This is a genomic window from Xanthomonas sp. CFBP 8152 (assembly GCF_014199025.1).
In the GTDB taxonomy this organism is placed as follows: domain Bacteria; phylum Pseudomonadota; class Gammaproteobacteria; order Xanthomonadales; family Xanthomonadaceae; genus Xanthomonas; species Xanthomonas arboricola_B.
On sequence record NZ_JACHNO010000005.1, the window covers coordinates 165504 to 177161 of the forward strand.

Sequence of the window (11658 nt, forward strand, 5' to 3'; positions counted from 1 at the left end):
GCACCTATCCTCGCCAGGCCGTCATGCCGGCCAGCGATGGCTGCAGGCCGGCGACCGACCAGCACACCCGGCGTCGGAAAGCCGCCACTGGTCCGGATCTCCAATCGATTGCACGGCGCTGACCGCTTCCAGCGTTCCGAGCGCCCCAGGCTGGACCTGCGGCCCGCCAGCGCATCCTCCTGCACAGGGAAACCACCGCATCGCCGCGCCGAAAAAAAGCCAATCAATCCATTAACTTGAAACCTTGCGGCCAGACCCGACGCACAGCCCCCGCCCTGTCCCGACGCACAGTGGCTCGCGCCGGAACCCCGGCACCCCGTTTTGGCACGCCGCGTGCATTAGCTCTGCCGAGACCGCAGCCAGCGCCACCGCTGCGGGGCGAGAGCAGCACTTGGAACAACCGAACGGGACAGGCAACTCATGACGCTGGCAACACACCCACATTCATCGCGCACCCGTCCGGCGTCCGGCGGGTCCCGTTCCTGGAGGCACTTCGCATGAAAATCAAACGTTTCGTTGCCCCGGATATGCGCACCGCATTCCGCATGGTGCGTGAAGAACACGGCCCGGACGCAGTGATCCTGTCCAATCGCCGCACCGCCGAAGGCATCGAGATCGTCGCTGCCAGCAACTACGACGAAGAACTCGTGCAGCGCGCCCTGGAAACCGCGCGCTCCGAGACGCCGGCCGTTGCCGCCACGCCGATCCCGTCGGCACCAGCTCCGCAGGCACCGGCCCCACAAGTCGCCGCCGCACCGGTCCACGCACCGCTGAAGCCGGCCGCCGATGCCGGCACGAGCCAGCGCCAGCGCGTTGCCAGCGCCGCCGAAGACATGATCGCCGCAATGGCGCTGCGCCAGCCGGTCAACGTGCCGCGCCAGGCCCCGGTCGCCGTGCCGGTGCGTAGCGCCACCGTCCCCTCGCCCGCCGCCCAGGCCCTGGCCCGTGCGGTCGCAGTCTCCGCCGCGCCGCGTCAGGACCATGCGTTGTCGGCCGTGCCGGAACAACTGTTCGCCGACTTCCTGACCACCGCCCCGGTACCACGCGCTGCCGTGCAGGCCGCGCCGGTGCAGGCGCCGACCCCGATCATGGCCGCCGCCGCTGCCCCTGCGCTGGCCGGCTACGACCAGGACGAGGACGCGCTGGCCGACGAGGCCGACTTCGACCTGGACGCGCTGCCGCAGATCCTGCCGCCGGCCGCGTTGCCGCCGCTGGTGGTCGCCCCGCCGGCCCTGGCCGCGGTGCCGGTCGCCGCCGCCCCGGCGCCGCAGAACGATGAAGAACTCAAGCAGCTGCGCGGCGAGCTGGCGCTGATGCGGCAGATGATCGAGCGCGAAATGAACCGCCTCACCGACGAGCGCCTGCGTGGCTCACCGGTGCGTGCGCAGGCCCTGGAACTGATGGACGACTACGGCTTCGACGCCGGCCTGATCCGCGACGTGGCACTGCAGATCCCGGCCGATACCGAATTGCACCGCGGCCGCGGGCTGATGCTGGGGCTGCTGTCCAAGCGCCTGCCGGTGGCCCCGGTCGACCCGCTGGAACGCGGCGGCGTGATCGCCCTGGTCGGCCCGACCGGCGCCGGCAAGACCACCACCATCGCCAAGCTCGCCCAGCGCTTCGCCGCCCAGCACGCCCCGCGCGACGTGGCCCTGGTCACCACCGACACCCAGCGCGTCGGCGGCCGCGAGCAGCTGCACAGCTACGGCCGTCAGCTCGGCATCGCCGTGCACGAGGCCGACAGCGCCGGGAGCCTGCTGGAACTGCTCGAGCGCCTGCGCGACTACAAGCTGGTGCTGATCGACACCGCCGGCATGGGCCAGCGCGACCGCGCCCTGGCCGCGCAGCTGAACTGGCTGCGCGCCGCGCACCAGGTCACCTCGCTGCTGGTGTTGCCTGCCAACGCGCACTTTTCCGACCTCGACGAGGTCGTGCGCCGCTTCGCCCACGCCAAGCCCCAGGGCGTGGTGCTGACCAAACTTGACGAGACCGGCCGCTTCGGTAGTGCGCTGTCGGTCGTCGTCGATCACCAAATGCCCATCACCTGGGTGACTGACGGACAGCGGGTCCCCGACGACCTGCACCGCGCCAATGCCGCCAGTCTCGTTCTTCGCCTTGAAGATTTGCGGCGCGCTGCCGATAAGCCCTGTACTCCGGAGCACAACCATGCAGTCGCGTGAATACGCCAAGCTGACCAACGCCTTCCCCCTGTCGGCGACCCGTCCCGAGCCCCTGGGCCCGGTGCGCACCATCGCCGTGACCGGCGGCAAGGGCGGCGTGGGGAAAACCAACATCTCCGCCAACCTTGCCGTGGCCTTGGCCGACATGGGCAAGCGCACCCTGCTGCTGGATGCCGACCTGGGCCTGGCCAACCTGGACGTGGTGCTGGGCCTGTCGCCCAAGTACACCCTGGCCGACCTGATCGCCGGCCGCTGCACGCTGGATGAAGTGATCATCGAAGGCCCCGGCGGCGTGCTGGTGGTCCCGGCCGCTTCCGGTCGCCGCCATATGGCCGAACTGGCCCCCGCCCAGCACATCGGCCTGGTCAACGTGTTCTCCGAACTGGAACGCGACCTGGACGTGATGGTCATCGACACCGCCGCCGGCATCACCGACAGCGTGCTGACCTTCTGCCAGGCCGCGCAGGACACCGTGGTGGTGGTCTGCGACGAACCGGCCTCCATCACCGACGCCTACGCGCTGATCAAGGTGCTCTCGCGCGAGCGTGGCGTGGACCGCCTGCAGATCATCGCCAACATGGTGCGCGACCCCAACGAAGGCCGCCTGCTGTACGACAAGCTGTCGCGGGTGTGCGAAAAGTTCCTCGGCGACGTGTCGCTGAACTACCTCGGCCACGTGCCGCAGGACGATTGGTTGCGTCTGTCGGTGCAGCGCCAGCAACCGGTCATCAAGGCCTACCCCGCCAGTCCGTCGGCGCAGGCCATCGCAGAAATCGCTCGCCGTACCTCGCGCTGGCAGGCCCCCACGGTGCCGCGCGGCAATGTCGAGTTCTTCGTCGAACGCATCATCCAACGGGGAGTGGCCGCATGAGCACCGCCACCGCAACAGCCAGCGCGCAGTACCGCGCCGTGCAGCGCAACAACGCCAACGATATCGTCACCCAACACGCCGACCTGGTGCGCCGCATCGCCCACCATCTGGCCGCGCGCCTGCCGGCGAGCGTGGAAGTGGACGATCTGATCCAGGCCGGCATGATCGGCCTGATCGAAGCCTCGCGCAGTTACGACTCAGAGCAGGGCGCCTCGTTCGAGACCTATGCCTCGATCCGCATCCGTGGCTCGATGATCGACGAGATCCGCCGGGGCGACTGGGTACCGCGGTCGGTGCACCGTCGCGCACGCGACGCTGCCGCTGCCGTCCGCAAGATCGAACAGCACACCGGCCGCGCCGCCGCTGCCACCGAAGTGGCCGCCGCGATGGAAATACCGCTGCCCGATTACCTGCGTCTGATGGAAGATGCCGCCCGCGGCCAGGTGCTGAGCCTGGAGTCGCGGATCGAGGATCATGGCGAGCTGGACACCACCGCCAAGGGTGGCCCCAATCCGCAGCAGATGATGGAGCGTGGCGAATTCGGCCGCGAGCTGGGCAAGGCGATCGGCCAGTTGCCCGAGCGCGAGCAGCTGGTGCTGTCGCTCTACTACGAACAGGAATTGAACCTGAAAGAAATCGGCGCCGTGCTCGGTGTCAGCGAATCGCGCGTCTGCCAGATCCATGGCCAGGCGGTGGTACGTCTGCGCGGCCGCCTCAAGGTCTTCGAACTGGCCGACGCCGGTGTCGAAATTGACGAATAATTTTTCGTGTTAGGAGCTTGATGTGAACAAGAACATGCGGATTTTGATCGTGGACGACTTCTCGACGATGCGACGCATCGTCAAGAATCTGTTGGGCGATCTTGGCTTCACCAATACCGCAGAGGCCGAAGACGGCAACAGCGCGTTGGCTGCGTTGCGGTCCGGCCCGTTCGATTTCGTGGTCACCGACTGGAACATGCCTGGCATGACCGGCATCGACCTGCTGCGCAACATCCGCGCCGACGCCAAGCTCAAGCACCTGCCGGTGATGATGGTGACTGCCGAAGCCAAGCGCGAGCAGATCATCGAAGCGGCCCAGTGCGGCGTGAACGGCTACATCATCAAGCCGTTCACCGCGCAGACGCTGGAAGAGAAACTGGGCAAGGTATTCGAACGTCTGGCGGCGACCGCCTGATGAACGTCACCGTGGACACCAATGCCGAACGCGCCGCGTTGATCGACCGCCTGCAGGGCGCGCTCGATGCACTGGAAAGCGGTGACGAAGCTGCGTGGAAGCGCGAGGTCGACCACCTCGCCGCCCTGCGCACGCGCCCGATGATGCAGGGCCTGAGCCGGCTCGCGCGCGAACTCGGTCAGGCGCTGGGCGAGTTGCCCACCGTGCCCGAAGAGGCCGGCGAGCTGGACGATGCCTGCTCGCGCCTGGACCACGTGGTGGAAATGACCGAGAAGGCCAGCCATCGCACGCTGGATCTGGTCGAGGAATGCCGTGAGCTGGCCAACCAGCTACGCGACGGCGGTCTGAATCAGGACCAGGGCGCGCTGATGGACAAGATGCGCCACAACCTGACCGAGCTGTCGCTGGCGCAGAGCTACCAGGACCTGAGTGGGCAGATCATCCGGCGCGTGGCCGGCATCGTCCGGCGCGTGCACGAGGGTTTCGGTGCGCTCGGCCTGCCGCCGAAGAATCCAGAGCCGAAGAAAGACGACGGCGGTCTTGCCGGTCCTGCAGTCAAGGGCCTGGACCGTCACGCGGTGTCGCAGGACGACGCCGATGACCTGCTGTCCGGATTGGGGCTGTAACCATGAGTGCTGTTCCAGACGATATTGCTGCCGATTTCATCGTCGAGGCCCAGGAAATCCTGGATCGCCTCGGCGAACAGCTGGTGTCGCTGGAGCAGGCACCGGACGAAGCCGATCAGCTCAATGCGGTATTCCGCGGCTTTCACACGCTCAAGGGCGGCGCCGGCTTTCTGGCGATCAAGCCCATGGTCGAGCTCTGCCACGCCGCCGAGGAAACCCTGGGCATGGCGCGCTCCGGCCAGGCAGTGTTGCAGGCGCATCACTTCGATGCCGCGCAGCAGTCGCTGGATTACCTGCAGGCCATGCTGGATGCAATGGGCTCGGGCGAAGCCGTGCCGCATGCACCGGCCTCGCTGATTGCGCAGTTCGATGCCAAGAGCGGCCCGCCGGCGGTCAAGGCCGCGCCCAAGGCCGCCGCCGCAGCGCCCGCACCCGACGACGCACATGGCGCCGCTGCGCCCGGCGCCAAGGCCGCGCCCAAGGCGGCGGCCAAGGGAGCCGACGCCGAGCAGACCGTGCGCGTGGACACCAAGCGCCTGGATGCCATCGTCAACCTGATCGGCGAACTGGTGCTGTCGCGCAATCGCCTCAAGACCCTGCGCACCCGCCTGCGCGACGAGGAACTCGACCGCGCGGTCAGCACGCTGGACATCGCCACCGCACGCCTGCAGACCGCGGTGATGCGCACCCGCATGCAGCCGGTCAGCAAGGTGTTTGCGCGCTTCCCCAAGGTGGCCCGCGATGTCGCGCGCACGCTGTCCAAGGAAGTGGAGCTGGAACTGATCGGCGCCGAGACGGAACTGGACCGCAACCTGGTCGAGGCCCTGGCCGACCCGCTGGTGCACCTGGTGCGCAACGCCATCGACCACGGCATCGAATCGCCGGCCCTGCGCGAAGCCACCGGCAAGCCGCGCAGCGGCCATGTGCGGCTGTCTGCGCAGCAGGAAGGCGACTACGTCAGCATCGAGATCCAGGACGACGGCGCCGGCATCGACCCCGAACGCCTGCGCGAGATCGCCCGCAACAAGGGCCTGATCGACGCCGAAGCCGCCGCCCGCCTGAGCACCGACGAGTGCCTGCATCTGATCTTCATGCCGGGCTTCTCGACCAAGGCCGAGGTCACCGACATCTCCGGCCGTGGCGTGGGCATGGACGTGGTGCAATCGCGCATCCGCGAACTCAGCGGGCAGATCCAGATCCAGTCCGAGCTGGGCCGCGGCAGCCGCTTCATGATCCGCGTGCCGCTGACCCTGGCGATCCTGCCGACCCTGCTGGTGCAGGCCGGCGAAGCGGTCTATGCCTTGCCGCTGGCCCGCGTGGTCGAGGTGCTGCACGCCCCGCAGACGTCGCTGGGCTGGTTCGACGGCCGCGCCGTGCTGGACCGCCGCTCGCATACCCTGCCGCTGATCGACCTGCGTCGCTGGCTGGGCGTGCCTGCCGAACAACCGCCGCTACTGACCGTGGTGCTGCTGCAGGCCGGCGAAACCCGTTTCGGCCTGGTGGTGGACCAGGTCCGCGGCCGCGAGGAAGTGGTGATCAAGCCCCTGCCCCGTGCCCTGCGCGGCCTGCCCGGCTACGCCGGCGCCACCCTGATCGGCGATGGCCGCATGGCGCTGATCCTGGATGTGGATGGACTGCGTTCCAGCGATCAGTGAGTTTGGGGATTCGGGATTCGGGATTCGGGATTGGGAGAATCGGGAATCGGGAATCGGGAATCGTCAAGACGATCCTGGTTGCCTGATCTAACGACAACGGCCGCGTACTGCGGCCGTTGTCGTTTCACTACCAGCATCGCTGCCGATCTATGCCGCTACGCGCGCAGGCATGGGCGCGATGGTTTGGCGACGGCCAGGCTGCCGTGGAAGTGAATCTGGAACCGTCATTTCAGAACCGTTACTTCACTAGCCCTCACACCATCCGGTGTTGAGGCGCAATCGACTGCTCTCGCTGTTGCTCCTGCTGCTGGGATTGCTGTTGGCGCTGAGTTTCGCCCAAGGCCTGTAGTTGCCCCAAGGATTGCTCGACGGACTGCGCAATCGCATCACTTGTCTTCATATGCGCCATCTTGTGAGCGGGATCGTTCAACGCACCTTCCACAACGAAGACGTTCTCGCCCTGGCGCACGGACTTGGTGTTCTCGCTCAGCACGACATGATCGATTCGCGACAGCCCGTTCTCTTTGGCTAAATACGCGCTGCTTGCTGCCAGCCGTGCGCTGTTGTCGTCATACTCGCGGCCGAGACCTTGCTCAAGGCGGCGAACGGCTTCTTCTGCTTGGTGATGCAGCGGATCTGTTGGCAGCACTCTCGCAAGCTGTGTTACTTCCTGTAGTGGAGATACCTGCTCACCGGGCGGCTGCGCCTCACCAATCACCTTCTGCCAAAGTTCCTGCTTGGGCTTGGGATTGTTGTGCTCCTTATTCAACTCACTTTTAGGCACAGGAGCAGGAATGCTCTTGATATCATCTACGTTTTCTACGGGTCTGATATCCCCCTCAAAGCCTTTATCAACTCCATCTTTTGTCTTCCGGTACAGTCCAGCGTGATTGAGCGCATCCCACGTGAAGTCGATACAACTGTTTTTAACACCGTGATATTCCATATTGAACCCGTGCTTAGCAGGGGCCGCGCCGAAGGCCCCCAACTTGTCATACTGGGCCTTATCAATCTCCATCGTGCGTGAGTAATACGGTTTTTGATAGGTGTCGACGTCATTGAACGAAGGTTTTCCCGGCCCGCTAGCCTCACCATGCTTGATGGGCGAGAACCCATAACTTTTGACAGTCGTTCCGTCGTCAATCGAGTAGTACATATGGCCGCCGAAGGATGTGCCTCCGGTCATCAACGGCGTACCTGCGGCAGCGACGTAGACAGTGACTGCATAGCGCTTTTCATGATCATCCATGCTCATTCCCCTCACTTTCCTTTGTAGGTGTAAGCGACAAGAAGTTGAGCATTAGCCGCAACCAGCGCCTCGGCGTTCTGATCAAAGCGCAGTTTGAGCCGATAACGGCCTGGCTGGACAGCATTGCTATAGCCGAACGCCAACTCCCTGGACGCGGTCTGTTCAGTAGACAAACCGGCGTCCTGCAGCGTCGTACCGTCCGCATCAAAAGCGAACAGACCAGGAGCCATACCATCAGCTGACAAGGGAATGGACGCCTGCTGACCTACTCCCACACGCTGACTACGCTGCAATTCCACGGAGACCGGACCGGATGGTTCAATACGCTCCAAGTGGAGCTCGGCCGAAACACCAGCGCTAATCAGCCTGTCAGCACTTTGGGAGACGGCAGTTGGATCGACACCGGTGATCCGCACACCGATGAAAACGGGAGGAGTCGCGTCGTCGGGCAGTGCGGGCACATCGAATTCCAGCTCTGTAGGCCCACGATCATGTGGGGTCAAACTCCGTACCAACGGGACGACCGTTCTCATCTCTATCTGCTCCTTTGCGATAGGCACGTTTGCAGGCGGCGATTGCAGGCTGCAGCCAGCGATCAGGCAGGTAATCAATGCCGTGAGTGCAAAGCGCATTGGATCGTTTGCAAGGGGCACGGCCTTTCTCCAATAAGTGTTGGTGCTGCAGGGGGAATTTTGACAGTTTTTCAATGTCATCGTGTCATGCACGCCTCTCAAGTACCCCCAATGCCCTATGCACTCATCGCTTTATGAGGCCTGACAACTCCAGGGCTGAGTGACATGTCCGCTACCTCAGCTTATCGGATGTAGACCCATTCGACGCATTTGTGCGCCACCAACTCTTGCGGTTCCGCAGCTTCACCTCTCGGGAAAACCTCTACACGCATCCCTGGGCGCGTGTAGAGATCACTCATCCAGCGGCCGTCTTCCACCATGTTGCGTTGACGTACAAACCCGATGTTTTCCAGCTTCTTGGTAAACGTATCGAAATCGATCCCGCAGATCTCCGTCATGGACGGGGAAGCACCCGCTTGCGCTGGAACAAAGGTGAACTCGAACCAACGCCCCGCAGTAGGCGTCTGGTCCATGCCAAAGCTGTAACCCCACTCACTGGTAAGCGGAGCACTGGCGCCATAACGCTTGGAATCAGCTGCCGCACGCGTCACCGGAACCCCCATTTTGGACTGCAGGTAGTCGGGTGTCAGATCGTCCAGTCCGTGAATTGCTTGAATCAATGCAAGCATGCGGGTGAGCGCATCCTCTGCCGTTCGTATCGGCCCGCTGGGTTCGCTGCCAACGGGAGCGACTTTGGATTCGGCTGAGGAATTCATGGCCGATGTCTCCGTGACGGTTGCCGGGGCTGGGGTGGCCACCGCGTGGGCGCAAGCTCCCAGAGCCAGGGTGGCGAGCAAGGCGTAGAGGGGGCGCGCAATCATGAAGCGTCCGTTGTGCACTGGTGTGGCTGCGACGCTAGTGGCATCGGGCACCGAGGTCAATCGCAAGGCGTCTGGCAGCCGCAGCATCATCGCCGCACGCTGCGCGCCTTGTCCGGCACCTCCGCCGGCGGCAACACCTCCATCAACAACTGCCCCGCGCTGGCGGTGATGCGCAGCTTGGTGCCGATGGCAAAGCCCAGTTGTTCCAGCCATAGGCCGCTGAGGCGGACGTGGGGCACGTGCTGGTCGCCGGCGTGGTCGTGGGCGCCGGGGTAATGGGTGTAGCTGACGGTGCATTGGCGCGGGCGGCGGGCGCGGCGGGGTGCGCGCAGCGTGCCGGGGCCTTGCGGGGAGGCGTCCGGGTCGGGCGGCAGCATCGGTGGCAGCTTGCTGCGGTCGGGTTCCACAACGACCCACTGCACCCGCTTGGGTGGCGCGGGGCGTGTACGCGCGCGGGTGGGCCGTGCGCTGGCAGATGCCGTGGGTGGGCGGCGGCGTGTCATGGCGCCTCCGGGTGGTAGCGGGTGATGGTTGCAGCGACGTACTGCTGCAATGGCACAGCCCTGCGTGCGAACTGGCGGTGCGAGATGTGCGGTAACACGCCGGGCTGACGACTCAGCGGATGCGCGGGATCGTCGCGCACCTGCTCAACAGCTGCGAGTGCGGCGAGCCGGCACAGCACCTCGCCCACATCCCACCGCAGGCGGTGAGCGGAAGCTGGCAACAGATCAACCGGCACAGATGCCGGTATGGATAGTGCGGTAGACATGGCAACGCCCTCCTGGAACAAACCAAGAACCACCGCCAACGGCGACGGGATGTCGGGAGGTTCGAAACCGCACGTAGCCGGCGGGCATATTCCCCTTGCGGGTGTTGTATTAGCCGCCCTCCCGACGCAAGCATTGCGTCGGCTTGTCCCTGCAGGATGCAGGCACAAAAAACCCACCGGTTTGACGGAGGTGGGCACCGCTACGTGAGGAGTTTCGACGCTCCTTGGGCCTAGATTGCAAGCACACGGTCTGGCGTGTCAATACACGCTGGCGGGTCTCGCGCGGCTGTGTGCGCCGCTGGCGCAGTTCCATACGGGCCACGCGAGCCGAGCGCCGTTGCCTGATAAGTGCACCTGACCCCATTACGCCCAAGCAGCTTCTTCAAATTACGGGTATGAGCTTCCATGTGATCTCTTATTTCTCAGCGCTTCGTGCGCGCCATGTTTCAATAATGAAAAGACAAAGGGAGTGCGCCGCATGCACAACTAAGCGTGCATGTCGTGGTGCAACTTTGTAGGTTCTCTTGTGCTGACCATGAGCGCTGCCAGCATGGGTTCTGAACGCACCAAGTCCATCAACGATAGAGCTGAGACCACTGAGCACGCGCTTCAAATCATCGTCCTCGACACGATCGGGTGACAGCTTCAAGTGCTTAGAGACTGCCTGCCACAGCGGCTTAACCGTTTGGACGCTGGGAAGATCCAGCTTCTCTACTGCGATGTAGTGCTTGCAGAGCGCCTCAACGATGGCACAGGCTGCTGTTACGGCTCCTGGCGGGTCCGAATCGATGAAGCGGTTTGCTCGGCTGAACTCATCTTCGATCTCAGCAACAGAGAATTCTTTGAGGGCTTCGCCTAAGGCCTTGCTTGGTGCTGTGACACTCGTAGCACCATAGATCTGACCGCCGAACCCGTAGCTCAACTGGTTGCGTGCAAGTGCATCTGTTAGTCGTTTGATGAATTTCGGCTTCTCACCATAAGGAATGTTCCTATCACTATCACCATCCATCAGGTCTTCAACGACCTTCCCAAGAATCAGCAGTGACTTTGCTGCATCCTCCCTTCCCTCTCGAATGAGCCATAGTTCAGTCTTCTTGTAAACATTCCCCTCTGGTGGGTCACCAGAAGCACCTGCTTCATAGAACAGCGTCTCGATGGACTTGTGGTGGAAGTAGTAGGTGCCGATGATCTCACCGACGATGCTAGCAAGCGGCCTTGGGAATTCTTTAAGCATGGTGACCTCTTGACTTGTCCTCGACAAGCCTCAGAAGTGGTGTTGGCCACTTTGCCCCAAGGTCCTTGCTCTTCTGCAAGCTATTCCAAGTGTTTGACCAACTTGGGTGGCTGGAGTCGAGGGTGTGGTATGCATCGATCATAGACACCATCAACTTGTCCCGCTTGATCTTGCTGCGAATTCCAAATCCGACATTGAGGATAGTGAGCGTTACCCAGATCCCAATCCACCACCCAGAAATCGTGCTGAGGAAGCCAAGAATGGCAAGCCATATCCCCCAAGTCAGGACGAACGCTCCAACTTTTAAAGCTAGCTTTCCCCACCGGAATTTGCCACTCCTGGTCCACTTGGCGACATCCCCCCGCCCTGAGTAGCGGCTTGGTTTAGAGTCCGGGGGTAATGATATCGGTGTTGGCCAGATGTTGGGCATAAGCAGCCGGGGTCA

12 protein-coding genes are annotated in these 11658 nt (G+C 63.6%); 6 read left to right on the forward strand and 6 right to left on the reverse strand.

Annotation, left to right across the window (positions count from 1 at the left end):
- The first annotated feature begins 497 nt into the window (after nucleotides 1-497).
- Genes flhF through FHT09_RS17920 form a run of 6 tightly spaced genes read left to right on the forward strand, consistent with a single transcriptional unit; the run spans nucleotide 498 to nucleotide 6508 of the window.
- A complete protein-coding gene (gene flhF / locus FHT09_RS17895) occupies nucleotides 498-2180 on the forward strand; it encodes a flagellar biosynthesis protein FlhF (protein WP_104606966.1) in 1683 nt (560 codons plus the stop codon).
- Nucleotides 2167-3051 (forward strand): MinD/ParA family protein, encoded by an 885-nt coding sequence (locus FHT09_RS17900; protein WP_010374294.1) that lies wholly within the window; start codon nucleotides 2167-2169, stop codon nucleotides 3049-3051. The genes flhF and FHT09_RS17900 overlap by 14 nt, the downstream gene beginning before the upstream one ends.
- Complete coding sequence (locus FHT09_RS17905) at nucleotides 3048-3812, forward strand: RNA polymerase sigma factor FliA (protein WP_104537466.1); 765 nt, start codon at nucleotides 3048-3050, stop codon at nucleotides 3810-3812. Before FHT09_RS17900 ends, FHT09_RS17905 begins: the two co-directional genes overlap by 4 nt.
- Nucleotides 3813-3834: 22 nt before the next feature.
- On the forward strand, nucleotides 3835-4227 hold the full coding sequence (gene cheY / locus FHT09_RS17910; RefSeq protein WP_181141404.1) for a chemotaxis response regulator CheY: 393 nt from the start codon (nucleotides 3835-3837) through the stop codon (nucleotides 4225-4227).
- The gene (locus FHT09_RS17915) at nucleotides 4227-4853 is read left to right on the forward strand and encodes a protein phosphatase CheZ (protein WP_104606965.1); all 627 of its coding nucleotides are present in this window, start codon (nucleotides 4227-4229) and stop codon (nucleotides 4851-4853) included. Before cheY ends, FHT09_RS17915 begins: the two co-directional genes overlap by 1 nt.
- Nucleotides 4854-4855: 2 nt before the next feature.
- The gene (locus FHT09_RS17920; RefSeq protein WP_104606964.1) at nucleotides 4856-6508 is read left to right on the forward strand and encodes a chemotaxis protein CheA; all 1653 of its coding nucleotides are present in this window, start codon (nucleotides 4856-4858) and stop codon (nucleotides 6506-6508) included.
- 253 nt (nucleotides 6509-6761) lie between these two features.
- Here FHT09_RS17920 and FHT09_RS17925 read toward each other — a convergent pair whose 3' ends face one another.
- The 6 genes from FHT09_RS17925 to FHT09_RS17950 all read right to left on the reverse strand — a co-directional run bounded on the left by FHT09_RS17925 (nucleotide 6762) and on the right by FHT09_RS17950 (nucleotide 11213).
- Nucleotides 6762-7664, reverse strand: coding sequence for an XVIPCD domain-containing protein (locus FHT09_RS17925; protein ID WP_181141406.1), 903 nt, complete (start codon nucleotides 7662-7664; stop codon nucleotides 6762-6764).
- Nucleotides 7665-7768: 104 nt separating this feature from the next.
- On the reverse strand, nucleotides 7769-8470 hold the full coding sequence (locus FHT09_RS17930) for a hypothetical protein (RefSeq protein ID WP_258077259.1): 702 nt from the start codon (nucleotides 8468-8470) through the stop codon (nucleotides 7769-7771).
- Between the two features lie 101 nt (nucleotides 8471-8571).
- Complete coding sequence (locus FHT09_RS17935) at nucleotides 8572-9210, reverse strand: hypothetical protein (protein WP_104606991.1); 639 nt, start codon at nucleotides 9208-9210, stop codon at nucleotides 8572-8574.
- Nucleotides 9211-9296: 86 nt separating this feature from the next.
- Nucleotides 9297-9713 (reverse strand): SymE family type I addiction module toxin, encoded by a 417-nt coding sequence (locus FHT09_RS17940; protein WP_184417061.1) that lies wholly within the window; start codon nucleotides 9711-9713, stop codon nucleotides 9297-9299.
- Entirely contained in the window at nucleotides 9710-9934 is a 225-nt protein-coding gene (locus FHT09_RS20360; protein ID WP_258077316.1) for a hypothetical protein, read from the reverse strand. Before FHT09_RS20360 ends, FHT09_RS17940 begins: the two co-directional genes overlap by 4 nt.
- 460 nt (nucleotides 9935-10394) lie before the next feature.
- Entirely contained in the window at nucleotides 10395-11213 is an 819-nt protein-coding gene (locus FHT09_RS17950) for an abortive infection family protein (protein WP_104607601.1), read from the reverse strand.
- Nucleotides 11214-11658 lie beyond the last annotated feature (445 nt).

What these genes read in the sequence shown, in the direction of transcription:
- FHT09_RS17930 (WP_258077259.1), bottom strand. Translation starts at nt 8,470, where the DNA reads ATGACATTGAAAAACTGTCAAAATTCCCCCTGCAGCACCAACACTTAT.
- FHT09_RS17905 (WP_104537466.1), top strand. Translation starts at nt 3,048, where the DNA reads ATGAGCACCGCCACCGCAACAGCCAGCGCGCAGTACCGCGCCGTGCAG.
- FHT09_RS17915 (WP_104606965.1), top strand. Translation starts at nt 4,227, where the DNA reads ATGAACGTCACCGTGGACACCAATGCCGAACGCGCCGCGTTGATCGAC.
- FHT09_RS17900 (WP_010374294.1), top strand. Translation starts at nt 2,167, where the DNA reads ATGCAGTCGCGTGAATACGCCAAGCTGACCAACGCCTTCCCCCTGTCG.
- FHT09_RS17920 (WP_104606964.1), top strand. Translation starts at nt 4,856, where the DNA reads ATGAGTGCTGTTCCAGACGATATTGCTGCCGATTTCATCGTCGAGGCC.
- FHT09_RS17950 (WP_104607601.1), bottom strand. Translation starts at nt 11,213, where the DNA reads ATGCTTAAAGAATTCCCAAGGCCGCTTGCTAGCATCGTCGGTGAGATC.
- FHT09_RS17935 (WP_104606991.1), bottom strand. Translation starts at nt 9,210, where the DNA reads ATGATTGCGCGCCCCCTCTACGCCTTGCTCGCCACCCTGGCTCTGGGA.
- flhF (WP_104606966.1), top strand. Translation starts at nt 498, where the DNA reads ATGAAAATCAAACGTTTCGTTGCCCCGGATATGCGCACCGCATTCCGC.
- FHT09_RS17940 (WP_184417061.1), bottom strand. Translation starts at nt 9,713, where the DNA reads ATGACACGCCGCCGCCCACCCACGGCATCTGCCAGCGCACGGCCCACC.
- FHT09_RS17925 (WP_181141406.1), bottom strand. Translation starts at nt 7,664, where the DNA reads ATGTACTACTCGATTGACGACGGAACGACTGTCAAAAGTTATGGGTTC.